At 56.2% G+C, this 24,211-nt stretch carries 25 protein-coding genes and 1 pseudogene; 19 read left to right on the plus strand and 7 right to left on the minus strand.

What is annotated here, in order from left to right; translation table 11 throughout:
* The first annotated feature begins 17 nt into the window (after positions 1-17).
* The 3 genes from GZH47_RS19840 (at position 18) to GZH47_RS19850 (ending at position 3,157) form a co-directional block, all read left to right on the plus strand.
* On the plus strand, positions 18-1,043 hold the full coding sequence (locus GZH47_RS19840; protein ID WP_162642680.1) for an NAD-dependent epimerase/dehydratase family protein: 1,026 nt from the start codon (positions 18-20) through the stop codon (positions 1,041-1,043).
* A gap of 114 nt (positions 1,044-1,157) precedes the next feature.
* Positions 1,158-2,651: a hypothetical protein gene (locus tag GZH47_RS19845; protein ID WP_162642681.1), complete on the plus strand. Its 1,494-nt coding sequence runs from the start codon at positions 1,158-1,160 to the stop codon at positions 2,649-2,651.
* A 65-nt stretch (positions 2,652-2,716) separates the two neighbouring features.
* Positions 2,717-3,157, plus strand: a complete 441-nt coding sequence (locus GZH47_RS19850; RefSeq protein ID WP_162642682.1) for a GNAT family N-acetyltransferase — start codon at positions 2,717-2,719, stop codon at positions 3,155-3,157.
* 123 nt (positions 3,158-3,280) lie between these two features.
* Here the strand turns inward: GZH47_RS19850 and GZH47_RS19855 are convergent, their stop codons facing one another.
* On the minus strand, positions 3,281-3,499 hold the full coding sequence (locus GZH47_RS19855; protein WP_162642683.1) for a hypothetical protein: 219 nt from the start codon (positions 3,497-3,499) through the stop codon (positions 3,281-3,283).
* Between the two features lie 293 nt (positions 3,500-3,792).
* On the opposite strand from GZH47_RS19855, the gene GZH47_RS19860 reads away from it, so the two are divergent.
* Positions 3,793-4,566, plus strand: coding sequence for a class I SAM-dependent methyltransferase (locus tag GZH47_RS19860; protein ID WP_225446138.1), 774 nt, complete (start codon positions 3,793-3,795; stop codon positions 4,564-4,566).
* 302 nt (positions 4,567-4,868) lie between these two features.
* Here GZH47_RS19860 and GZH47_RS19865 read toward each other — a convergent pair whose 3' ends face one another.
* Both GZH47_RS19865 and GZH47_RS19870 read right to left on the minus strand, forming a co-directional pair.
* Positions 4,869-5,462: a GNAT family N-acetyltransferase gene (locus GZH47_RS19865; protein WP_162642684.1), complete on the minus strand. Its 594-nt coding sequence runs from the start codon at positions 5,460-5,462 to the stop codon at positions 4,869-4,871.
* A gap of 94 nt (positions 5,463-5,556) precedes the next feature.
* Positions 5,557-6,732, minus strand: a complete 1,176-nt coding sequence (locus GZH47_RS19870) for a stalk domain-containing protein (RefSeq protein ID WP_162642685.1) — start codon at positions 6,730-6,732, stop codon at positions 5,557-5,559.
* A gap of 228 nt (positions 6,733-6,960) precedes the next feature.
* Between GZH47_RS19870 and GZH47_RS19875 the strand changes: the two genes are divergently transcribed.
* Both GZH47_RS19875 and yidC read left to right on the plus strand, forming a co-directional pair.
* Positions 6,961-7,317, plus strand: coding sequence for a hypothetical protein (locus tag GZH47_RS19875; RefSeq protein ID WP_162642686.1), 357 nt, complete (start codon positions 6,961-6,963; stop codon positions 7,315-7,317).
* The gene (yidC, locus tag GZH47_RS19880; RefSeq protein ID WP_162642687.1) at positions 7,251-7,973 is read left to right on the plus strand and encodes a membrane protein insertase YidC; all 723 of its coding nucleotides are present in this window, start codon (positions 7,251-7,253) and stop codon (positions 7,971-7,973) included. The genes GZH47_RS19875 and yidC overlap by 67 nt, the downstream gene beginning before the upstream one ends.
* A gap of 136 nt (positions 7,974-8,109) precedes the next feature.
* Here the strand turns inward: yidC and GZH47_RS19885 are convergent, their stop codons facing one another.
* Positions 8,110-8,478 (minus strand): winged helix-turn-helix transcriptional regulator, encoded by a 369-nt coding sequence (locus GZH47_RS19885; RefSeq protein WP_162642688.1) that lies wholly within the window; start codon positions 8,476-8,478, stop codon positions 8,110-8,112.
* 126 nt (positions 8,479-8,604) lie between these two features.
* Here GZH47_RS19885 and GZH47_RS19890 point away from each other — a divergent pair, with 126 nt between their 5' ends.
* The 6 genes from GZH47_RS19890 (at position 8,605) to GZH47_RS19915 (ending at position 12,764) form a co-directional block, all read left to right on the plus strand.
* The gene (locus GZH47_RS19890; RefSeq protein ID WP_162642689.1) at positions 8,605-8,958 is read left to right on the plus strand and encodes a DoxX family protein; all 354 of its coding nucleotides are present in this window, start codon (positions 8,605-8,607) and stop codon (positions 8,956-8,958) included.
* Positions 8,959-9,001: 43 nt separating this feature from the next.
* Positions 9,002-9,769: a DODA-type extradiol aromatic ring-opening family dioxygenase gene (locus GZH47_RS19895; RefSeq protein WP_162642690.1), complete on the plus strand. Its 768-nt coding sequence runs from the start codon at positions 9,002-9,004 to the stop codon at positions 9,767-9,769.
* A 313-nt stretch (positions 9,770-10,082) separates the two neighbouring features.
* On the plus strand, positions 10,083-10,856 hold the full coding sequence (locus tag GZH47_RS19900) for a phytanoyl-CoA dioxygenase family protein (RefSeq protein WP_162642691.1): 774 nt from the start codon (positions 10,083-10,085) through the stop codon (positions 10,854-10,856).
* Positions 10,849-11,064 (plus strand): DUF1450 domain-containing protein, encoded by a 216-nt coding sequence (locus GZH47_RS19905; protein WP_162642692.1) that lies wholly within the window; start codon positions 10,849-10,851, stop codon positions 11,062-11,064. Before GZH47_RS19900 ends, GZH47_RS19905 begins: the two co-directional genes overlap by 8 nt.
* Positions 11,065-11,138: 74 nt before the next feature.
* A complete protein-coding gene (locus GZH47_RS19910) occupies positions 11,139-11,990 on the plus strand; it encodes an AraC family transcriptional regulator (RefSeq protein ID WP_162642693.1) in 852 nt (283 codons plus the stop codon).
* Positions 11,991-12,119: 129 nt separating this feature from the next.
* Positions 12,120-12,764, plus strand: coding sequence for a hypothetical protein (locus GZH47_RS19915; RefSeq protein ID WP_162642694.1), 645 nt, complete (start codon positions 12,120-12,122; stop codon positions 12,762-12,764).
* Positions 12,765-12,909: 145 nt separating this feature from the next.
* Here GZH47_RS19915 and GZH47_RS19920 read toward each other — a convergent pair whose 3' ends face one another.
* The gene (locus GZH47_RS19920; protein WP_162642695.1) at positions 12,910-13,611 is read right to left on the minus strand and encodes a VanZ family protein; all 702 of its coding nucleotides are present in this window, start codon (positions 13,609-13,611) and stop codon (positions 12,910-12,912) included.
* Complete coding sequence (locus GZH47_RS19925) at positions 13,608-13,937, minus strand: PadR family transcriptional regulator (protein WP_162642696.1); 330 nt, start codon at positions 13,935-13,937, stop codon at positions 13,608-13,610. Before GZH47_RS19925 ends, GZH47_RS19920 begins: the two co-directional genes overlap by 4 nt.
* Positions 13,938-14,103: 166 nt before the next feature.
* On the opposite strand from GZH47_RS19925, the gene GZH47_RS19930 reads away from it, so the two are divergent.
* Complete coding sequence (locus GZH47_RS19930; RefSeq protein WP_162642697.1) at positions 14,104-14,604, plus strand: hypothetical protein; 501 nt, start codon at positions 14,104-14,106, stop codon at positions 14,602-14,604.
* Between the two features lie 443 nt (positions 14,605-15,047).
* Here the strand turns inward: GZH47_RS19930 and GZH47_RS19935 are convergent, their stop codons facing one another.
* Positions 15,048-15,974, minus strand: coding sequence for an ArsR/SmtB family transcription factor (locus tag GZH47_RS19935; protein ID WP_162642698.1), 927 nt, complete (start codon positions 15,972-15,974; stop codon positions 15,048-15,050).
* Positions 15,975-16,193: 219 nt separating this feature from the next.
* Here GZH47_RS19935 and GZH47_RS19940 point away from each other — a divergent pair, with 219 nt between their 5' ends.
* The 6 genes and pseudogenes from GZH47_RS19940 to GZH47_RS19960 all read left to right on the plus strand — a co-directional run bounded on the left by GZH47_RS19940 (position 16,194) and on the right by GZH47_RS19960 (position 23,861).
* Positions 16,194-18,947 (plus strand): glycoside hydrolase family 2 protein, encoded by a 2,754-nt coding sequence (locus GZH47_RS19940; protein WP_162642699.1) that lies wholly within the window; start codon positions 16,194-16,196, stop codon positions 18,945-18,947.
* 279 nt (positions 18,948-19,226) lie between these two features.
* A pseudogene (locus tag GZH47_RS34655) lies at positions 19,227-19,364 on the plus strand (YiaA/YiaB family inner membrane protein); the annotation flags it as partial.
* A gap of 30 nt (positions 19,365-19,394) precedes the next feature.
* The gene (locus GZH47_RS34175; protein WP_225446557.1) at positions 19,395-19,640 is read left to right on the plus strand and encodes a YiaA/YiaB family inner membrane protein; all 246 of its coding nucleotides are present in this window, start codon (positions 19,395-19,397) and stop codon (positions 19,638-19,640) included.
* Positions 19,641-19,836: 196 nt separating this feature from the next.
* On the plus strand, positions 19,837-20,085 hold the full coding sequence (locus GZH47_RS19950) for a hypothetical protein (protein WP_162642700.1): 249 nt from the start codon (positions 19,837-19,839) through the stop codon (positions 20,083-20,085).
* Between the two features lie 364 nt (positions 20,086-20,449).
* Positions 20,450-22,075, plus strand: a complete 1,626-nt coding sequence (locus GZH47_RS19955) for a response regulator (protein WP_162642701.1) — start codon at positions 20,450-20,452, stop codon at positions 22,073-22,075.
* Positions 22,068-23,861 (plus strand): sensor histidine kinase, encoded by a 1,794-nt coding sequence (locus GZH47_RS19960; RefSeq protein WP_162642702.1) that lies wholly within the window; start codon positions 22,068-22,070, stop codon positions 23,859-23,861. Before GZH47_RS19955 ends, GZH47_RS19960 begins: the two co-directional genes overlap by 8 nt.
* Positions 23,862-24,211: the final 350 nt, after the last annotated feature.

A 24,211-nucleotide genomic window follows, 5' to 3' on the forward strand; every position in this document is an offset into this window, starting at 1 on the left:
GAAGGGATGAATTAGCAATGAGAGTGCTCATCATCGGAGGAACCGGAACCATCAGCACCGCGATTACGGAGCAGCTGCTCGCGCGCGGGGATATGGATGTCTGGCATTATAACCGGGGCAGGCAGCAGGCGCCCGAGGGCGTAACGACGCTGATCGGAGAGCGAAGAGACTTCGCAAGGTTCGAAGCGCAGATGGCGGAGGCGGGACGGTTCGACTGCGTCATCGATATGATCGGTTTCATGCCGGACGAAGCGGAGAGCGCGGTGCGCGCGTTCGCGGGCAGAATCGGCCATTATATCTATTGCAGCACGGTCGACGTCTATACGAAACGGACAGATCGTTATCCCGTTGCAGAGGACGGCGCGAGGAACGCGCTGCCTTCTTTCCCGTACGCGTACAACAAGGTACTGAGCGAGAACATACTGCTTCAGGCTCATGACCCGCAGCGTTTCCCGGTCACGATCTTCCGCCCGGCGCAAACCTACGGCGGCCGCGGTACTGCGGTCGCTTCCATCGGAGACGGCGTCTGTCAGATGAAGCGGCTGCGCGAAGGCAGGCCGATCATCGTTCACGGCGACGGCACGTCCATCTGGGCGGCCTGTCACCGCGACGACGTCGCGCGCGCCTTCGTCCGCGCCGTCGGCAACGAACGGACGCATGGCAAGGCGTACAACGTGACCGGCGAAGAGTGGATGCGCTACGACTACTATTGGGAGGCCGTCGCGCGGGCGCTCGATGCTCCGGCGCCGACGCTCGTCCATATTCCGACGGATCTGCTCGGCGCGCTGCTGCCGAAGCGGGCGGAATGGTGCGCGGAGAATTTCCGTTATAACAACGTGTTCGACAATGGCGCGGCACGGCGAGATTTGGATTTTCGGCAAACGATCGCGTGGGAAGCCGGCATCGGCTCCGTCATTGCGGAGCTAGACCGGACCGGCGCAATCGAGGCAGCACCCGAACAGCCTTGGTACGACGCGCTTCTGGGCGCGTGGTCCGAGGCGGGGCGGCTGATGGCGGAACGGATGGCAGGCTTGGATAGTTGAGATCAGGAAGAGAAGTCCCGGAGGCGAAGCGCCTTAGGGGCTTCTTTTTTTGCTTGACAGCTCTTATTCGCGTTAGAGAGACATGGTATAATCAGGAAAAAACTGGAGGTTTCCATGGTATATCTCATCAGAGCGACCATGCCGCTGCTCTTTCTATTCCTCCTTGCATCCTGTCATTCTGCGCGGCAGTCGACTACCGAACAACCGGTGATTAAGAAGAAGGCAGTTGATCAGGGGCTTATAGTTAGTGACGCGAATGGCAATGCTGCGCTAGATCGCAACGCTCCTTCGACGAATCAAACGGACGGAGAAGCGACTTCGTCCGATACGGCCATAGGGGATGCTGCGGCTTCGGACGAGCTGCAGGCAATCACCGATATCGCCGATTGGGAACATCCGACCAAGGCCATTCTGCAAGGCGATCCGTATCGCTTGTCCAAAATCGAGCTGTCGCAGAACGCGACCTATCCCGCCTTCTATGTCCAATTTCCAGGAGAAATGGATCTGAAGGATCATGCATCTTTATGGCAGAAGCTCACGAAGATTGCCGAAGCGAACGGCTATTGGAATTACAAACTCGTGAACGAGCAAGGCGGCGTGACGGTTGAGGTGACTTGCGATAAAGGGGCAAAGGCCGTTTTATCGGTTACGGTCAACGGTGCGGATTACGCGCCGGAAGATGGGGCGTCCGATCCTTTGCAGGATAGCGTTCCGCAAGTTCCGCAAAGTTTTATGAATTACATGGACGACAAACACCCATTGTCCGATCAGAGCGTGATCCGTTTCTTCGAGCAGGCGGATCTGAACGACGATGGACAGCTGGAAGCGGTGCTGGGCGTAAAAGATCGGCCGGACGAGGAAGGCATCTATAGCGAAATCTATGTATTAAAGCAGGTTAAAGACCAAATCGTTCAGCTGGGTGAGAATTTGTCCGGCGGCGGATATGGCGTATTTGACATCGGTTTGGTGCATTTGGATGACCGGAAAGTCCCCGTCCTACAGATGAAGCTGACGAATGGCGTCTCGATGGAAGGCTTCGCGCTGTTCACGCTGAAGGCTGACAAGCCGGTGGAGCTCGTAAACAGCGCTTCGCCGACGGGGGTCGGGGATGACGAACTGACCGATAACGATCTCGACGGCGCATTCGACGGCTACGTGCAGCATCGGACGAGCTACGACGTGCTGTACTACAATGTGATGCGGGTATATGCGCTGCAGAGAGGGCAGTTCGTGCAGACGGACACGAAAGTGGCGATGCCGGACTATCCAAGCGAGCCGAAGGACGTGGCTGCGGCGTATCTGACGCTCAGGGCGCTTGCCGAGTTCAACGACGCCCCGGAAGTAGATCGCCGGCTGAAGGAGCTTTGTCCGGCGTGCACCGAGAAACAGACCGGACTGATCGGCCCAGCATGGACGGATGCATTTCAAGGATCGAGCGGGTTTGCGGAAGATTTGTTTGGTTTCAACGTGAAGGGAGACAAGGACACTGCAACCGTGGGCGTGACGTATGCCATGGAAGGGGCATCTGTGGAAAAGCTGGATTTTCACTTCGCTCACGCTAACGGCAAATGGTTCATTGACGGCATTATAAGACCGCCCGCCGAGTAAGGGCAAACCACCTGCCGCTTATGGTATAATGGCGCAGAGAAAACAAGCAAAGGCGGTCATGCGCAATGTTAATTCCTATCGCAGCCCGGCTCGGCGAGGCCGAGATTCAAGAACTGCTCGGCTGGTCGGTATTTCCTGATCCGGAGAGCCTTCAACAGGCGGTCGACTTATATGCAAGCGGCACGACGCATACGCTGCTCGGCTACGAATCCGAGGGCGACATCATCGGCTTGATCGGCTACCACCGCCCAAGCGAGGACACGATCGAAATCGCCCATATCGCGGTGACGCCGGAAGAACGGTACAAAGGCTACGGCAGAGGGCTGATTTTGGAACTTCTGACCATGGAGAATCCGGGCGTGCTCGTGGCGGAGACGGACGAGGACGCGGTCGACTTCTACCGGAGCAGCCGGTTCACGGTGGAGAGCCTGGGCGAGAAATATCCCGGCGCGGAGCGGTTCAAATGCACGTACGATCCGGAAGCGTTCGAAGAAGAGGAAGATTAAAGCGCACTCGGATACTGTGATGCGAGATGCAACGCGCCTTTAGTACGGTGCCAGCCCTTCATAGCGGCCTCGGTTCGGCATCATGCCGGACTGAGGCTTTTTGCTGTGCGTACGGTTGCCCGGCTAGTTGGACATGGTACCGAGAAGCTTGGCCATTTGGAGGAAAATGAGCAGAATAATGACGCCTGCCACGATCGCGTAAACGATGGTAATGGCGTTTTTTTTCTTTTGCTTTTCTTTGGCACGCTCGCTAGCCGCTTTCTTGCGGTCTTCCTCTTCGTCCAGACGAGCGTTGTGCCGGATGCGTTCCGTATCATAAATCCGTTGGTGGCTGCTGTTCATAAGTCCGCTCCTTTCGTTGTCCGTCTCTAACATCTATGCGCCGTTCCCGTTGTCCATGCTCAGCGCGCCATCCGATTTACCTTGAACGGGGCGGATGCCTCCTTTACAATAAAGGGAGGTCTTTCCATGGAGGTGAAACGGTTGTCATACCGAATCGTTCGAAGTAACTCGTAATCGGGCCGGGCTCAAACGCGTACCGGCTGCCAAGGGGGTTCTCTGCCCTTTTGACCGCATGCGAAGAAGAACGAGTAAGGATGACGATCGTTAATCGATATGAGAAGGAGAATGGATATATGGAATCAATGGATGCAAGGGAATCGATGGACTACAAGTCCTTTTATGAGCGGGTAGGCGCGCGGAATGGCTGGGATTTCAGCTCCGTCAAAGCGATTGCCGAGGGCGTGGCCTGGGACTATGCGAAGGTGGTTCAATCGCGCTGCAAGGCATCGGATACGCTGCTGGACATCGGCACGGGCGGGGGAGAGCTTCTGCTTCGCATCGCGGATGCAGCCGGTCAGCTGGTCGGCATCGATCATGCGGCTGGCATGGTGGAGACGGCACGACGGAACGCGGAGCGAGAGAAGCGGCAGAATGTGCGTTTCATGCAAATAGATGCTGAGGATGCGCTGCCGTTCCCCGACGCGAGCTTCGACGTGGTTTGCTGCCGGCATGCGCCGTTTCGCGCCGATGAATCGGGGCGGGTACTGAAGCCGGGCGGCGTGCTGGTGACGCAGCAGGTCGGCGAAGGCGACAAGCGGAACCTGGCGCAGGCTTTCGGCAGAGGCCGGAGCGAAGCGACGACGGGCAGCTTAATGCGGAAGTATGCTGCGGAGCTGAACGCGGCCGGTTTCGTGGACGTGCAATGTTTTCAATACGATGCGGACGAATATTACGCGACGGCGGAGGATTTGATTTTTCTGCTGAAGCATGCGCCGATCATTCCCGGCTTCGGAGAGCGGGACGAAGACTTCGCGGTGCTGGAACGGTTCGTGGCGGATAACCGGTCGGACAAAGGCATCCGCACGAACTCGGAGCGATCGCTGATCATTGCGAACAAGAAGCTGTAATCGGGGAAGGCGGCAAGGGCCGGCTGGCGGCCGCTTTCGCGGGTTGCCTGCAGGAATAGATAGCAAGAGAAGAGCAAGGGGGGCTGCCAAGCAGCTCCTCTTGCTGCGTTTTAGCACAGGCACAGGCACAGGCACAGGCACAGGCACAGGCACAGGCACAGGCACAGGCACAGGTACAGGTACAGGCACAGGAGGCAGCGGAGTATGCGTGGGTCTAGTTATCGGCTCAGGCATTGGCTTAGGTATGTTCTCAGGCACTGGCGCAGGTAGGCATGAGCGCAAGCAAGCATGTGCATGGGGGCTTAAGCCTGAAATTCTTCGAACACCGTCCGCTTCAGCGCCGGCCATTCCTGCTTAATGATGCTGTAATACACATCGTCGCGGCATTCGCCTCGGGCGTTCTCGTAGTTGCATCTGAAGATGCCCTCCTGCTTCGCCCCGAGCTTGAGCACGGCCCGACGCGAGCGCAGGTTCTCGGCATCGACGCTGAATTGCACGCGATTGAAGCCCAGCGTTTCGAACGCGTATCGCAGCAGCTCGAACTTCGCGGCCTTGTTGATTCCGGTGCCGCGGTATGGAGCGCCGTACCAGGTCCAGCCAATCTCGAGCCGCTTGCTGTGGAACTGGATGTTCCCGAAGCGCGTCGAGCCGGCGACCTGTCCCGTCTGCGGATCGAGCACGATGAACGGATAGGACGAGCGGCAGGCACGGCTCTCCAGTACCCCGTCGACGTAGGCGCTCAAATCCTGCGCATCCTTCACGTGGTTCCCCGTATAACGCGCAATCTCTTCGTCGAAAATGATCTGCCGCAGTCCTTGTTCATAAGCCGCGCCGAACGGCATGAGCTTCACATGGGCGTTCTCCAGCACGATCTCGGCTTGATAGAAGTCGTTCATGGCAGTCACAACCTCTCGATCGATAATGTGTATGGACTTAAAAATAAAACAATTCCCCCATTCGAGGAATGGAGGAATTAACGAGTAGTTGGCACTATTGTACGGATGCTTCATCTGCGGCCGGAACCGGGAGCGTATAGGCATACAGCTTATCGCGGTTCTTCTCCAGCGAGCTGCCGTTCTTGAAATACAGCGTGGATCCTTCCCGCTTGACGTACTGCAGCCAATCGCCGTAAATCGTATCATTCGTCTCGGCGAGCGTAATCTCCTCCGCGCTTAACAGCTGCTTGTACAGCTGAACGCTTCCGCCCGTCTTGCGGTCGACGAGCGTGAGCAGACCGGAGCGGTTCGGGCGGATCAATACGAAATCATCCGCGATGCCCTCGACGAAATAATTATCCTCCTCGCCGCCGAGCTTTACGAGGTCAAGCGTTTGCTCCACGTCGGCGGTGCCGTCCGCGAGAATGCGGAGCGTCTTGCCGTCCGTCATCAGCAGATGATGACCGTACGAGGTCACGTTCGGCATGAACCGATACCAGTAGCTGGCATTCGCTTTCCGGATAACGACGCCATTCTTCAAGATCAATGTAAAAATGTGATTACCCAGATGCGGTTCGCCGTAGTTATCATGAATGGTCACATAAAGCAGGCCGCCTTCGGTCGGCTGAAAGTCCATCGACACGCCGCCATAGATCGGCGAACCGAGATCGGCCAGCTTGACGGATGCGCCGTTCTTCCCGCCATTCACGAACAATTCGCCCGTGCGGTTAACGATACTAAATGTCCGGCCGCCGTACGTTTGGCTGAAGCTCGCGAAGGTATGCAGACCCTTCGCGGTGAAGAGGCGATGCGCGCCGTCCCATTGGATCGAGCCGCCTTCCAGTACCATGACCAGAAACGTGGCGCTGACGTAAAGCTGTCCGCCGTACATGAACGGCGCAGCATCGCCTCGCGTCGGGGCTCCGTCGATGACGCCGGCCGATTGTCCGATGCGGACGGCTGCGCTTTTGCCGTAGCCGATGATATCGGCGCGCTGATGCGCTTTGTCCCATTGCAGCCGCATGCCTGCCATTTCGAATAGATCGGCAGGCACGTAAATTCTGCCATTCTTAATGATGCCGTTGCTGCTCGATTCTCCGCCGTTATCCCAGGCAAGGCGCACATACGCCGTCGTTCCGGCGTGGGCGACCTTCGGGGCCGCGATGGAAGGCCATACCAGCGCCGCGGCAAGCACCGCTGCCGCAATCCCTTTGAATTTCAATGCATTCATCGCCTTTCTTGCTTTTATAGGAGGAAACCTGAATAATAGTGATGACGATTACGGAATCGTAAAGGTTGCTTTCATGACGTTAAGCGAGGGTTTGGTCCGAGCGCGGCACGCGGCGCCATCGGTCAATGGAACCAGCTTGCGTCCGCCTCCCGACGGATGAGTTCTGTATCGGGATGCACTAGAATAGACGGATAACCAATAACGCTAGCACGAATGGGGGGATGAATATTGTTCGAGCTTCATGATACGTTCGTATACGTCATGTCCATTTGCTCGCTCGTCTCGCTGGCCTGTTTGTATTTGATCTGGGCGCCAGCCGCGCCTGTCATCAATTGGCGGACGGCCCGCGAAATGAATGCGAAGTTCACGCGGCATCGGCTGCCGATCGGAACGGCGCAAGCCCGCAGGCAGCGCCTGACGCGGCTGACGAAACGCAAAGAAGCGCCCGACGATGATTCATCCCCGTGCGCATCCCTGTTGAAGAAGCATGCACACATTCAACAGGGAGGATTTAATATATGGAAACTAATTCGTTGCAAATCGGAGTTTTTCATCAGTACATCGTGGAGCCTTTCTCTTGGCTGATCGATCATTTTGCCGGCTGGTTCGGGGGGAACTTCGGCTTCGCGCTTATCGCCATCACGATTCTGGTCCGGCTGGCGCTGATGCCGTTCATGATCAACCAATACAGGAAGCAGCAAATCATGAGAGCCAAGATGGCCTTGATGCAGCCGGAGATTGAAGCCATCAAGCAGAAATACGCGGCAAGCACGGTGGAAGGCGCGCAGCGCAAGCAGACCGAGGAAACGATGGCGGTCTACAGCAAGCACGGCTACAATCCGCTGGCGATGGGCTGCCTGCCGATGCTGCTGCAAATTCCGATCTTATCCGGCTTGTATTACGCAATCCGGTCGAACCCGGAGCTCGCGCATCACAATTTCCTATGGTTCCAGCTGGGAAGCTCGGATCCGGTCATGCCGTTCCTCGCGGCGGGCGTTTACTTGGTCCAAGCCCTCGTCATGAAGGCTGCGCAGCCGCCGATGAACGGTCCGAAGGGGATGGGCTGGATCGTCTATCTCTCTCCGGTCATGATGGGGATCTTCTCGTTCTCGGCCCCTGCCGCCCTGCCGCTGTACTGGTGCGTCGGCGGTACGATCATGATTCTGCAGACGCTGCTCTCCAAACGGCTTTACCCGATGCCTGCCAGCTCGGAGGCCGTATCCGGCAGTCATGTAGCCTAACGTTACAATTAGGCTTTCCAATGGTTTCACTCAACTAAAAAGGTCTCCCGTCCGGACTGAGTCAGTCCGATGGGAGACCTTTTTGCTTGGGATATATGGTCATGCGGTAAGGGCAGCGGGTATGCGGCGGCTGGAATCAAGCGCCGTTCCGGCTGTTCGCAGCAGCTGCTTGATCGGCTTCGTCGCGGTATTTTTGCTCCAAATGGTGCACATGCTTCTGTCCCCAGTTATGCATCAATTCAATGATGGGGAACAGCGTCTCCCCGTACTCCGTGATGGAATATTCCACCTTCGGCGGGATTTGCATATAGATTTCGCGGTGCACGATGTCGTGGTATTCCAGCTCGCGCAGCTGCGAGGTGAGCATCTTCTTCGTGATGTCCGGAATCGCTCTTTGCAGTTCGCTGAACCGCAGGGTACCGCCGTTACCAAGCTGATATAAGATGACCGGCTTCCATTTGCCGATGAGAATGTCGAGCGCCGCGTTCGCTTTGCAATCGTCCAAGTCGAGTCCTCCTCTATGGTTTCCCAAAAGATACTAGGGAACTTTTGAGTGCCTACTTTAAAAAAGTAAGTTTATTATCGTATTATACGCCTATAAACATAAATTGCACAAGGGAGAGGGTTCGTGATGAATATTGCATTGTGGATCGGTCAGATTTTGCTCGGACTGATGTTTCTGATGGCAGGCGTGATGAAATCGTTTCAGTATGAGCAGACGAAAGCGAAAATGCCGTGGGTGAAGGACTTCTCCAAAGGCACCGTACTGTTCATTGGTCTGACGGAGCTGCTTGCCGGCATCGGATTTATTTTGCCCGTGGCGCTCGGGGTATTGCCGTGGCTGACCGGGGTTGCGGGTATCGGCATCGCCGTCATCATGGTGCTGGCCGCCCTATATCACGCCCGGAAGAACGAGAACGGCGGGATCGTCATGAACGTCGTCCTGCTGGCGATCAGCGTGTTTATCGCGATCGGCCGCCTGTAAATACTAGAGACAGCTTAACGGCTGGATTGGAGTTGATGTAACGATGCTGCCATCGTTGTTCATATGCCACGGTTCGCCGATGATGGCCGTGGAGGAATCGCCGTATACGGCATTCCTGCAAGAGACCGGCCGCCGCTTCAAGCCCCGGGCGATCGTGATCTTCAGCGCCCATTGGGAAGCGCGGGACGTAACGATTTCGTTCGCGGACGGTCCGCTGCCGACGATCTACGATTTCGGCGGATTCCCGGATGAGCTGTACCGGATGACGTATCCCGCGCCGGGTTCGCCGGAAGTCGCCGCCGAAGTGGAATCGCGTTTCCGCCGAAGCGGCATCGCGACGCAGCGGGACGAGAGCCGCGGCTTGGACCACGGTTCCTGGGTTTTCCTGCGCCATATGTATCCGAACGCGGATATTCCGATTGTAACGATTTCCGTGCACCCGTTCCTGCCTGCTTCGCAGCAGATCGCGATCGGCGAAGCGCTGCGCGGCCTCGGCGACGAGAATGTCCTCGTCATCGGGAGCGGCACGACGGTGCATAATTTCGGCGAGATCAAGTGGAAGCAGGAGCACGCGGAGCCTTGGGCAGTCGAGTTCGATGCCTGGATTACGGAGAAGGTTCTGAACCGCGATACCGAGGCGCTTGCGGATTACGAACGGCTGGCGCCGCATGCGAAACGCGCCGTTCCGCGTCCGGAGCATTTCGTTCCGCTGCTGCTTGCATACGGCAGTTCTTCGGTAACGGCTCTGCCTCGCGTTCTGTTCGAAGGGTTTCAAATGGGCACGTTCAGCATGCTCTGTTTGGAAATGTAGGTAGGTTGGAACGGTCAGAGCGCTCAAGCCCAAGCGATGCCGGCATCTTCTCCGTCAGGGGGAGGTGCCGGTTTTTTCTTGCGTTCGGCCGCTGCCGATGCAGGGAAATGACACCGCTTTCGAGAAGAGGTCATAACCGGAATTATGAAGTGGAAAAAATACAATGAAGCGGCGGATATAAGACATTGAGCGAATCGCGCGCATCGCGGAAAATGAAACTATACCGCATAACAAAAATACACCCCATGCTTCCGGAGCTTCGCCGCTCGCGGCCGCCATGGCGGACATTGACGACGAAGGAGCGATGAGGAGCATGATTAAGCTGACCGAAGAGCAACTGAAACAGCATAAGGAACAGGGGTATATCATTTTTGAACATTTATTCAATGAAGCGGAGATCGATGTCATCCGCGGACATATCGATAAGCTGGACGAGGAATCTTCGCGCAGGCTGAGCGAGGGCCGGGATTTCATCAGCGCGGCGAACCAGATCAATTTCACGAGCCATTTGAATTATCAGCATCCCGACATTCAGAAGTTTATCGCGGACGAGCGTTTCGTGGATATTACGACGACCATTCTTGGACCCGATATCCGCTTGTACTGGGATCAATCCGTCTATAAACGTCCGGAAGCCAACCGGGATTTCCCTTGGCATCAGGACAATGGCTACGTGCCGACCGAGCCGATGGAATATTTGACGTGCTGGCTGGCGCTGGAAGATGCGACGATCGAGAACGGCTGCATCTATGTTCAGCCGGGATCGCATAAGCAAGGCTTCGTCGAACACGTGTACTCGGAGATCGGCTATGTATGCTACCAAGGCGATGACCCGGGCACGCCGGTCGAGCTGAAGAAGGGCAGCATGGTGGCCTTCCACTCCCTGCTCTTCCACCGCAGCACGCCGAACCAAAGCAAGTCCACCCGCAAAGGCTACGTGATCCAGTACTCCGCGGTCGGATCGTTCAATCCCGAGACGGGCAAAGAGTTCCTGAACGGCCCGGTCATCGCCAAAGACGGCAAGAGCGCGTATACGGGCTTCGTGACGCGCGAAGAAGTCGAGCAAGGCGAGAGCAACCGTGTCTAAAGCGATTCGCTGCTGCGTGAACAATCTCAGGCAATTCCAGTACGGCGAGATGTTGCAGGCTTTGGCCGACGCCGGCGGGGACGTCAAGCTGGAACGCTGTCTTAGCTTCTGCATCGGCTGCCGCCAGCAGCGGCAGGCAAGCATCGACGGGAAGCTCGTTTACGCGGCGGACCAGAACGAATTCGAGCGGAAACTGCAAGGGGAATAGTTGCGCGGAGCGCGCCGGAAGCTGAACTTCCGGCGCGCCCGCGCGTTTTATGTTCGATCGAAGGGGTGCGCATCATGACAGGGAACTTTTTCGAGGATGGCTGGCGGGTACGGCCGTCGGTGGTCGGCCATGCATCCTACGATTCGCTGGATCTTGAAGATATCGTCTACCCGCACTGGGTGGTGAGCTTTATTACGGAGGGACATGTGGAGCTGGAGGCCGGAGGCATCGTCAGCTATGCGTCTGCCGGACAAGTCATGCTGCACGCCCCGCATCTTCCGTTCTCGGAACGCTCCGGCCGCAGCGGCAATCACCGCTGGTTCGTCGTCGAAGCCGCCAATGCGCACGGGATGGAGCTGCTCCGGCTGTATCCGGTCGGCGAGGTGACGACGATCGTCGATGCCGGGCAATATATCCGGGCGTTCGATCAGCTGCTGACGGCATGGGAGCGCAAGAAGGAGCCGTTTCGCGAGATGGAAGTGTCGAGCTTATGCCAGCTGCTGCTGTTCTACCTGCTGCAAAGCTGGGAACAAGGCGGCCGAAGCCCGCGCTCGCTGCCGTTCTCCAAGAACGACGAGCGATTCCAGCTGTTGATCTCGTACCTCAATGCAAGGCTCGATGAGAAAATCTCCCGCGAGCAGCTCGGCGAGCTCGTGCATATGAACCCCAACTACTTGGACCGCATCTTCGCGGAGAAGTTCCGGCTCACGCCGATGCAGCTGCTGCGCGAGCTGCGCCTTCGCAAGGCGATGCGGCTGCTGGAGCAGACGGAACTGCCGCTCTCGCAAATCGCCGCCCAATGCGGCATGGGCGATGCGGCATACATCAGCCGCCAATTCGCCAAGAGCTGCGGCGTGACGCCGGGCGCGTACCGGGAGCGGGCGAAGCTGGCGAACCAGAATTATTACGGCAGCTTTAGCGAGTGACGTTCGAGGCAAGCGGTCCCCGCAACTTTTCTGCCGATAGGCTCGTCGAGTGGAAGAGTATGGGGGCGTTGGCGCGGTGATCCATCATCCTCGCAGCCGGCAGCAGAAGTTTGAAGAGGTGGTGAGGGAATGAGGAAACGATCGCTGGAAATCACGGCTGTTACCGCTATAGTATCGGTCATCATCTTGGGAGCATGGGTGCTGATCGGCAAGCAGGAAGACGTTGGCGTGGATCGTGCTTCAGCCGGGCAAGCGAAGCAAACGATGCAAGTGAAACAAACGAACCAAACGATGCAAACGGAGAAGCAGGCCGAGGCGGTTGCGAGAAAGCCAATAACCGAACCTTTGAAGGTGCTTCAGCATAACGAGTCTCCTTCTGTTCCGGCCAGCACGGTTCCTGCCGATCTGCATCCGACGAGCGTGACGATTACCCGGGGCGGGAAACTGCAGGACGTGAAAGCGAAGCCGCCTCAAACGTATGCCGTGAGCGAGGCAAGTCTTGCCGCAAGGTTGTATAAGACGCTGCTTACGCTCGACTTCGTCCCCAATCCCGATGGCTATTTCTGCCCCGCGGATGTTGGGATTTCCTATGATTTGCAATTCGCCGACGACCATCAGCACGCGTTTCATGTCACGGCGAACGCCAGCGGCTGCCGGTTCGTTCGGTTGGATGACGGGACGGCTTTCTGGGAGAGCGATTCGTTTCAGCAGGCGATGATGGATGCGACGGGGATGAACAAGGACCAGTTATGGGGATTGCCGGGGTCGTTCTAGCTGCGGCCAGGCGGGACGAATGAACCTATGCATGAACCTATGGATGAACGAACATACGCAAGGACCTATGGATGAACATACGAACGAACATACGAAGGACAGAGAGCGGAGGCTCCCTGTCTTTTCTTGTCGAGCAGGCCATCGCTCAGGCCCGTTGAGGGCGCCGTTTCCGCGTAAACCAGCCTGCGCCTTTCGCGACAGCAACCCATACAGCGAACCCGCTCACCCCGCCGGCGGTGTTGAGGATCAGATCATCCACATCGAAGAATCCGAGCTTTGTCGCCAACTGGCTCAGTTCAATCGCCAGGCTGCCGAGCAGGGAGCATAGCAGGATGCGATGCAGCTTCCGCGTCCCGGTAAACAGAATCGGCAGCAGAAACCCGAGCGGGACGAAGATCAGCATATTGCCGAAAATATTAAAAAACCAGGTGTCGAAATTGTATTTATGGTAGTCAGACACATAGAGTTGGATGCTCTTAAACGGGGTGAAGTTGGGCCGGGGTGCCATATCCTTGATGTAATGCCGCTGCGTCGTGCGATATGAATTCAGCAGCAGCATATGAACGACCTCCAGCGCGTATACGGCCATTGCCATCCACGCGAAGCGCCGCAGCCATTTGCGATACGGCGAAATCGCATGGTTCATCAGCGCGCCGACAAGCCCCGAATCGCCGAAATCGCTGATGGCGAGCTTGACCGCAAATTCGTCCGGCACCCCTTTGGCTGCGAAATCCGCTCTTAGCTGCTCCAGATGATCGTTGAATTCATCGCGTAGCTCGCGTTTCACTTCGTCGGAAGCCTCCACGCCTTGGAGGATACGCTGCAAATAGCCTTCAAAAGGATTCATGCGAAGCCTGCCTTTCTGCACGATTGAACGAGTGCGTGTACTTGATCCCATGCCTGCAGCTTGTCCGCCAGTTCTGCGCGGCCTGCTTCCGTGAGCGCGTACATCTTCCTGCGTCCGCTTGCCTCGTTCTCCACCCAATAAGCGCGCAGCAGCTCCTTGTTCTCCAGCCGTTTGAGCGCGGGATAGAGCGTGCCTTGGCTCATTTGATAGGAATCCTGGCTCAGCGCCTTCAACTGCTGCACGATCTCGTAACCGTAAGTGTCTTTGCGGGCGATGACGGAGAGGATAAGAATATCGATGCTGCCTTTCAAAATCTCTTTATCCATGACGTTCACCTCTGTTTGAATTGTATACCGACCTATGTCGCTATACAAGGTGATTGTGGATATTTTATCCAAAATTTATCTTCGGACCTGAACGGGACATGCAACTTTCATCCAACGTATTCCGTTATCCTAGTATTGAATAATTTACCATGTGGGAGGTTGTTTCTTGCTTTCGCAAAAAAGGTTTAGTTTGGTCGTTGCCGTTGCTTTCGCCGCGGTATGTCTCGGAATTTGCTGCACCGGCATCGTCAGCGCGCAGCATGCCAAGCCGACTTTGGAGGAACGGACAGGCAGGCCGCTGGCGGAGGTGCTCAGTCATCCCGCTGAATCGGCTGCAGGCATCGTCAGCGAATACATGAAGGGATTCGAAGCGCTCGGCGATTCCGAAGGCGCGCCGCTCACCGGATTCAGGATCACGGGCGTGGATACGACGGATCCGCAAAATCTGACCGTGACCGTTATCCCGTCTTACGAGGTGTCGGAGACAAAGTCGGAAGCCTATCCTGCAACCGAGTATCATGTCGTTCCTGTGGATGGAAACTATCAGGTGCAGAAGCGGTTGTGCGTCTACGATATGGATCCGCAGTCCGCCGGCTACCGAACGGTGAATTGTCACCTCGCGTGGACGGAAGGGAAGGATGGGAGCGTCTCGGTCACAACGCCGTAACCGTAAGCTGTGACTGGGTTTACCAGAGTTATTCACAGACTTATCCCCATCATACACATATCTCAACTATACGATTTACAAAAGCTACGTAAAGTAGTGAACATATCCACAACCCAAGTTATCCACAATGGGACAGAGTACCTGCATAGGCGGGAAACTCCCGATTTCGGTGCAAAAACGGTTTCGGAAGTAGTTCCGGAGTGTTGTTTAGAGAGTGCTTCAATAGGTGGTTCAACAACGCGCAGCAGATCGCTTCGTTGATCGCGAAAAAACCAAGCGGCCCGCGCGGCTGCTTGGTTTTTTCGATTTGTTGCGCGTTGCGTCGCCGTATCCGCTAGCATCTCGCGGGCATGAACGTCTAGGTCTTACCCGCCGGCAGGGGATGCTGCGTTCAAAATTCCCGTCGGAATAGCCGGAGAAGCCCGGCCGCTCCTGCAGGAATGCTACGTGCTGCGAATAAACGCAAGCACCAGATCCTGACGATGGTCGCCGAAGCTCGAGCCGAACAGATTCATGCCGCGGCAGTTAGCCGCGTCTTCGCCGACTTCGAGCCGGACCCGAATTGGCTTGTTGTACTGCAGCCCGAGCGAGTCGATGTTCGCATTCGCGGCGGGAGCGCCATTCACAAGACTGGCTTCCTTCGTGATGCGCCATTCCGTCAGCATGCCGTACTCCGTGCCGCTGCGCCATTTGTCCGGCGTCAATTTGCCCTTGCGGTCGCCGAGATCCCCTGGGCTGGTGTAAGTGCCCACGAAGGTATCGTTGATATAGAGAGAGATGTCGGACGGCCAATCCATTTGAAAGGAAGGCGCTTCGGCGCACAGCTCGGCGCTGAAGGCGAGCTCGTCGATCGTAACGCCCGGCGGCATCGGGTTGGAGAAATAATATTCCACATAGCCTGCGCCCGAGAACCAGAGCAGCGCGGCATCGACCCGCTCGGGCATGTAGAAGGAGCGGGGATCGTCCACCGATCCGACATTCGAGCAATCTCGGGTCATGATGCCGCAGGTGGGCTGCACGGAACAATGCGAATACATGCCGATCGGCATATGCAGCTCTTCCGTGCGGCGCAGTCCTTCGCCAAGCTTGACCGGCAGGTCGAGCTGGATGGAGCGGCAGGTGGCCGAGCAGATTTTCTCCCGGTTGGCTCCGAGCGTCGAGGACACAAGGTCCGCGGCTTCGAGAATCTGCACGTTAATGGAGATCGTCGGCTGCGCGACGCCCAGCGCTTCGGCCAATTGGCTGACGCTCATCGGCTTCTCGCCGAGGGCCTCGAGAATGCGCACCCGTACGTCGCCGGATAGTGCTTTGGCTACGTCTACGATGCGGGTGGAGGGGAAACGCAATATATCTTGCACGGGCTCGTTCATGAATGCAAACCGTCCTTCTATCGTTAAATGGTTCTTCTTGAGCGAATGAGTTTACTGGCAGATACGAGTGATGGCGCGAAGTTGTCGGCCGGTCTGCCGTACACACTCAGTGTACAAGAAATTGCGTATATTGTAAAAGTATAATACATATTGATAAAAATATATACTAGTGCTAGAATGAGTGAAAATCCTCCTTATCCGAAAGGTTGTGCTCTCATTATGACAGCTCAAGCATTGCAAACGACGACAGCGGCATTGCCGCGTCCCGAATACCCGCGTCCGGACTGGCAGCGCCACGATTGGCTGAACTTGAACGGAACCTGGGCATTCCAGCTTCAAACGGAAAACAATGAGAGCGGTTCCACGCAGCTCGCGGACCGCTTCGACAGCGAAATCACGGTGCCGTTCTCTTGGGCGAGCCCGCTGTCCGGCATCGGCCGCAGCGAAACCGGCATCGGCTGGTATAAACGCGAAGTATCCTGGTCGCCGGAAACGAGCGGTTCGCTGGTGTTCCTGCGTTTCGGGGCCGTGGATTACAACTGCGACGTTTGGATTAACGGCGTGCACGTCGGCTCCCATTCCGGCGGTTACGGCACGTTCGAATTCGACGTCACGAGCGTTTGGAAATCGGGCGAAGGCAATATCATCGTCGTCAAAGCGGAAGATTTCGACTTGAAATCGCAAACTCGCGGCAAGCAGGGCTACGGCGAGATTCGCGGCATCTGGCAGCCGGTATGGCTGGAGGCTCGCCCGCAATCGTATATCCAAGCGGCTAAATTCATCACGAAGCTGGACGGCAGCATTCAAGTGAATGCCACGGTTGCGGCGAACAAGGCCGGCGACGCGAAGCTGCAGTTCGCTTTTGCCGAGGGCGCGGTGTCGCATGCGGAGCTCGTTACGTTGGAGCAGGGCGTGAATAACATCAGCGTTTCGTTCCAAGTGGCGGATCCGCAACTGTGGAGTCCGGAATCGCCGTACCTATATGAAGGCGAGATCACGCTGGCAAGCGGTGAAGGCACGGACAACATCGCGACGTATTTCGGCATTCGCGAGATCAGCACGGCGTTGTACGGCGACCGTAAGTACCGTTGGATCACGTTGAACGGCAAGCCGGCTTACTTGAATGGCACGTTGGATCAGGCATTCCATGAGACAGGGTATTTTACATATCCGACGGACGAGGCGATGCGGGATGAAATCTATCTGGCGAAGCGAATCGGCTTGAACTTCATCCGCATCCATATTAAGCCGGAAGAGCCGCGCAAGCTGTATTGGGCGGATAAGCTCGGCATGATGGTCATGGAAGACATGCCTTGTTTCTGGGGCAATCCCGATGAGACCGCGCGTCCTGCTTACGAGCGCGAGGCGAAGGAAATCATCGACCGGGACTTCAATCATCCGTCGATTTTCTCGTGGGTCATGTTCAACGAAACATGGGGCCTTCGCACGGACGCCGAGACGATCGCGTTGACCAGCCAAGACGGGGGCAAGGCGGAAGCGACGTATTTGCCGGAAACGCAGGAATGGGTCCGTTCGATGTACCGCTGGGCGAAGAGCGTGGATCCGACGCGGATCGTAGAAGAAAATTCGCCGTGCAACTGGGATAAAGTCGAGTCGGACATCAATACATGGCATTTCTACATTAATGGCTACGAAGAGGTTCGCGCTCACGTGACGGAGGTCGTCGAGAATACGTATCCGGGTTCGTCCTTCAACTGCATCGGCGGCAACGTGCAAACCGATGCGCCGCTGATGAACAGCGAGTGCGGCAACGTATGGGGCTTTACGAACGGCGCGGGCGACAGCGACCTCGCGTGGCATTACCGTTACATGCTGAACGAGTTCCGCCGTCATGACAAAATGTGCGGCTTCGTCTTCACCGAGCTGCGCGACGTCACGAATGAATTCAACGGCTACTACCGTTTGGACGGCCGCGAGAAATTCTTCGGCTATGAAGCCTTCGTGCCCGGCATGTCGCTTGCGGACCTGCACGCGCCGGACTTTATCGTCATCGATGCTCCGCCTTGCCAGACCGTTCAAGCGGGCGCAACCGTGTCGATTCCGCTGCTTGCGTCGAGCTTCTCGGACCGCTATCACGGGCAGCAGCTTCAGCTGAGCTGGGAGCTGTGGCATGACAACCTCGGCACGCGCGTAACCAACGAACGCGGCGTGGTCGCGCTCGATTGGAACGGCTTCGGCGTCACGCCGATCGCCGCCCCGCTGACGTTCGGCTTGCCGAAGCAGGATGCGGTCGCCGTGCTGGCACTGACGCTTCGCGCCGCGGACGGCACCGTCGTCACGCGCAACTTCATTGCGTTCGACGTGCGCAGCGGCGGCGACGCGCCGGTGTATGACGCGGACGGACAATTCATCGCGGTACCGGTTACGGATTTCGTGGAGCACAGCTTCGCGCACCAATGGAATGCGATCCAGGAAGGCAAGACGAACGGCGGCAAAGCCGGCCAATTCGTTTACGAGATCTCCCTTCCGGATGCGGCAGCGCAGGCGCTCGTCGGGCATGTCGAGCTTGCGTTCGAGGCCAGCGCGAAACGGCTCTTGGCACGCAATCTCGAAGGCGCGCGGGACCAGGATCATACGATTAGCATGATGCACGGCGCAGATGCAGCGGTGGAATACAACTCCAACACGTACTACATGACCGACAACGAGTTTCACGAATCGCTTATCAACGTGCTGGTAGACGGGGAGAAAGTCGCCTCGTTCCTCCTGCCTGATAATCCGGCGGACAGCCGCGGCGTGCTCTCGTACCAATACCAGGAAGTCCAGAACAAATTGGACGAAGCAGGCTCCTACGGTTACTTGTGCAAAGTGACGCTGCCAAGCAGCATTACGGCGAAGCTTGACCGCAGCCGCGGCTTCAAGCTGACGCTGGAAGCCGGCGAAGGCGGACTTGCGCTGTACGGACGCAATGCGGGACGTTATCCGATCGATATTTTGGTTAACGTGAAATAATCTTATCGTAGGAATGGAAGGAGCAGGCCATAGGGCGCTGCTCCTTTTCTCTGTGTTTCACTGCTTATTCAGCCGCTCTTTCTCTCGATGGAGGTACCAGGAATAGTTGGTACTTATGGCGCCCCCGGTCCGGCCTTACAATAAAGCCATAACACATAACCGACGAGGTTATACGGGAGGCTTCTTGCCATGAGTAACATGGAAACGGAACAACCAATGCCAGTACGCAATCATACGACGAATTTCTATCGCCGCCGCAATACCCCGACGTATACGTTTATGGCTTGGGCGGCTTTCGTGCTCGCGAGCGGGTTCGAATTCGCCGGCATCTATAATTTGAAAGAGCCGATGTCCGTGCAGGGTTATTATGCGGTTACTGGCGTGCTGCTCATCGTCACCTCTTTTCTGCTGCAAAAGGTGGCGCGCGACAATGACGAGGACCGGTTCCTGAGAGAGCATAACGTTCGTTACCGCCCTCGCAATACGGCTGCATTTACGTTCCTGTCTTGGGCCGGCTTCGCGCTGGCGATTCTGGCGCAGTATGTCGGCATATTCAACCTGGAGGAGCCGCTTTCGGTCAGAGGTTACTACGCGATCGGAGGCGCGTTTCTGATCGTTTCATGCCTGGTGCTGCAGAAGACGATCCGCGACAACGAGGAAGACCGATTGAATCGGGAAGAATTCGAAGAATAGATGCTTGTTCGCAGACTTCCCTCCCTACCAAGAGGGAGGTTTTTTATTAGCGGTCCCAGCCGCAAACCGCGCGTTTCGCGAACAAGGAGGAAATTAGCAGATTTTGTATAAATGTATAGAACGACGAAAAGTGACATTTATATGAAGCGGGGGAGAAGAACGGCGGCAGTATATCGTATACGAGGATCCGGACAGCTTGACGGACCGTCCGAATAGTTTCAATGCCTCGGGCTATATCTTTATCGGTTTCAGCAAAGGCATCACGTATTATGTCAGCGTCAATTATGACATGGCTGCAGCCATAATGAAGCTGCACCGGGCGACGATCGAAGGCTATGTATATTTTCTGTTTCCAGAGGGACTTAAAGCTGAAGTAGCTAATCAAGGCTACGGTCGGCGACCTGCGATTAATACGAAGTCCTTTCGGTATCTGCTGGCGAATTAAGCCGTTGGCGGATAAGTGCGGAATTGCGAATAAGAGGGTGCTCGTTCCGTTGCGAGTCCTGGCCGATCTGTTCGGAGCGGTTGTGAAGTGGGACGCCGGCAAAATCCCGTCAGCCCTGCCAGCCCGACGGGAGCGGCTCCTCAGAAGGCCCTGACCCAGCATCTTCATTTGCCCTTCAGGCAATGAAGGGGCCCTTTTTCATTCATCTTCCACTGGAAGCTCCGTTCTCGATGCCTGTCAGCGACTGCGGCCGTCAGCCGGGAACAGGATAGAATTCCCCATGAAAAGCCAAGAACGCCTCATTGTGTCCGTCCCGCATCTCGGTATATGATGGCTGAAAAGACGGGAAGGGCGTGGAGCCGCGATGCTGGTTCTGATCGTAGACGATGAATATGAAATCCGTGAAGGGCTGCGCCGGAACTTCCCTTGGCATGAATACGGCATTGATGAAGTGATGACCGCCGACGATGGAGACAGCGCGCTGGAGCTGGTTCGATCCAGACAGCCCGAGTTGATATTGACGGATATCCGCATGAAGCGGATGTCGGGCCTTGAGCTGATCGAGCGCTGCGTCGCCGAACGCGCCGAAGGGTGGAGAGCGATCGTCATCAGCGGTCACGACGAGTTCGAGATGGTGCGACACGCGATGAAGCTGGGCGCGATGGATTATTTACTGAAGCCGATCAACACGTCGGATCTTGGCGATATTTTGAAACGAATGATCGACCAGCTGCAAAAAGAGAAGCGGGACCGGGACAACGAGATGCTGCTCCAATCCCATGTCCAGAGCGCGCTGCCGAAGATGCGCGAGGAAGTGCTCCGCGAGCTGGTCGATTTCAAATACAACGCATACCGGGAAACGAGAATTCTTCATCAATTGAGAACGCTGGAGCTGGACTGGCTGATGGAGGAACGCCTCGCGATGATGCTCATCGAAGTCGATGACCTGAAGGCGATCGAGAGCCGCAACGAACGGGAATTGATTTTGTTCGGGATCGGCAATGTCGTGCGGCAGACGTTGGAGGAGGACTGCGCGTATCGCTCCGTGCTGTATGCGGACGGGAAGAATCGCTGGGTAGTGCTGCTCGAGTGCCCGGATGCTGCCAGGCTGGAGGAGTACAAAGACTTCGGCCAGCTATGCATTAAGCGCGTTCGTCAATACGTGAAGGTCAACGTAAGCGTAGGACTTAGCTCGACGTATGATCATGCAAGCGGGCTTCATGCGACCTATACGGAGACGGAAGAGATTTTGGAGCAAAAGGCCGTTTACGGAGGCAATCGTCTGCTGACAGGCCTGGGATGGGAAAATGACGCCGAGCATGGCAATCTCTCCATCCAGCATCCGGCGGAGGTGCTCGACTTGATCCGTTACGGATCGGATGACGAAATCCGGGCGGCGATGGAGCCTTTCGTGGACATGGTCAAAGGCTGGTCCTTCGCGCAGATCAAAGACATTCAGCAGCGCATTTTCGAATGGCTGCTCGATCTGTTCAAAAAAGCGTGGCAGAACGGATGGGCGGACCGCAGCTGGGAACGCAATCCGATGGCAGTCTGGGAACGCTTGGAGCAGTTCGATACGCTGGAATCGCTGAAAGAGCAAACCGAGCAGTTTCTGCTCGCGGTCGCTGCCGGCTTCCGGAACCAAAGCGTGTCCCCGAGCCAGATCATTCAGGAAGCGGAGAAGTTCATTCGCAAGCACTACGCCCAAAGCTTAACGCTGCAAAGCGTGGCGGAGGAGGTTCACGTCACGCCGGTCTGGCTAAGCAAACTGTTCAAGAAGGAGCTGGGCAAGACGTTCCTCGAGTATCTGACCGATATCCGAATGGAACGGGCGAAGGGGATGCTGGAAGAGGTACAGTACAAAGTATACGAGGTGTCGTCGCAGGTGGGCTATAAGGACCCCGTTCATTTCACGAAGCTGTTCAAGAAGCAGACCGGCCACACGCCGAAGGAATACCGCAGGCTGCAGGGGATCGTAAGCCATGAATAGGCCAGTCTCCCTGCGCCTCGCGTCGTCGTTCCGGAACCGGATGATATTGATCTTCTTTATGATCATTATCGTCCCTTTTTTATTGTTCGCGTACTATGCGCATATCAAGGCGATCGAAGGCATCTCCAATGCCAATATGACGGCGTCCGTCAATTACTTGGAGCAATCGCGGAACAACTTCGAGAACTACTTGAAGACGATGAACGATCAGGTCAACGATATGATCGGCAACAAAAAGCTGCAGAGCCTCCTTGCGCTTCCGCCAGGGAGCTCGGCTGACGACTCGTTTACGCTGAACCTGGTCAGCTTAATCTACCAATATACGTCGACGATCGACGCGTTCCGTATCCATGTGTATCCGATCGACCCGTCCAAGTATCCGGAGTATATGAGCACGATCGGGGAGTCGGAGGATGTGAAGAACGAGCCGTGGTTCCGAAAATCGCTTAATACGGTCAGTCCGACCTGGCGGTTGTCGATGCCGAAGAAAGGCGAGTTCGAGCGGCCGCTGCTCACATACATCAAACGTTTCTCAGGCTTGTACGATCAAATTCCCCGCGGGATCATCGCAACCGATTTATCCGAGGATCAGCTCAAGCGCTTCTTTGCCCCAAGCGGCGGAATGGTCGACCATAAAGTGCTGCTGCTCGATGAGAAAGGCACGGTCGTGTACGATTCCGGCGCGAATGAATGGACAGGAAGGCCGTTTCCGTCCGAGAAGGTCGTGCAGCCGATAGTGTCCGGGGCCCAAGGCGCGCAAACCATTTCGATTGGCGGCACCAAATACTTGGCGACCTATGTGCGCATGAACAGCTATCCGTGGGTAATCGCAAGCTTGACGCCGTTAAATGAATTGACGGGCACGATTGAAGAAATTAACCGCCTGCTCATTATTTTTCTCGTGATCTATCTGCTCTGCTGCGTCGGCGTCGTGCTCTATATTACGGCCTACTTCACGCAGCCGATCGTCCGGCTCGTCCGTTATATGCGAAGGCTCGAAGCGGGCAACCTGCAGCAGGATATCCCGAACTCGACGCGGCATGACGAGGTTGGCTGGTTGTACAGGGGCTACGGCAGTCTGCTTCGCCGGATCGAGGGGTTGATCGAGGACGCCTCGCTGGCGGAGCGGCAGAAGAAAGAGCTGGAGTTCCAGGTGCTAAGCCACCAGATCAATCCGCATTTTCTATACAATACGCTGGAGTCGATCCGTTGGAAGGCGGAGAACCATGGGCGAAGCGATATCAGCGAGATGGTTTCGGCCCTCGGCAATTTGCTGCGGCTCAGCTTGAACCAAGGCAAAGAGATTACGACGCTGGGACGCGAGATCGAGCAGGTCAAAGCCTACGTCCAGATCGAACAGGCCAGGATGGGGCAGACGATTCGGATTCTCTATTCGGTCGACAGCGATCTGAAGGACGTTCCCTTTATCCGGTTGCTGCTGCAGCCGCTTGTGGAGAATGCGATCCAGCACAGCATCCGCGACAATTTCGAACATGGCAAGATCCTGCTCTCCGCCCGCAAAGAAGACGACGAGCTCGTCGTCGACCTGATCGACAACGGCAGCGGTATCCCGCCCGAGGTGCTCGAGAAGCTGGAGCATAACGCCAATCCGCTCGGTCAATCGGCGGAGGGTGCTAAGGGGGTCGGACTGCGCAACGTGAACGATCGTTTGAAGCTGTACTTCGGAGATAATTGCAAGCTGCGCATCGAGACGTCGATCGCGGGCACCCGCATTACTCTTCGGCATCCTGTACTGAAGGAAGAGGAACTGGGGCAACGGAAGTGAAACGGGATCTTCAAAGACGCAGGCGTTTATTCCAATCGTGAGAAACGCTTGCGTCTATCATTATATGGAGGAAGAATAGCACTGGTTGAAAATGGATTAAAAATAATAGTTGCATACCTAGAGACAATCATGGTATATTCTTATTCCGGCCGAGAGAGACACGCGGAACGGTGATCGAAACCGAAACAAGTTTTTAAAAATAAAGCTTGCCAAACGGTTTTGAAATATGATATATTCTAGATCTGGCCGAGAGGCTGGATGAGAAATCAACAAACATTTGTTCCTTGAAAACTGAACAATGAGCGACCTGTCAAAAGGTTATAAATCGCGAAACGAACGTTTCGCAAGCT

The sequence above is a fragment of the Paenibacillus rhizovicinus genome (assembly GCF_010365285.1).
Classification (GTDB): Bacteria; Bacillota; Bacilli; order Paenibacillales; family Paenibacillaceae; genus Paenibacillus_Z; species Paenibacillus_Z rhizovicinus.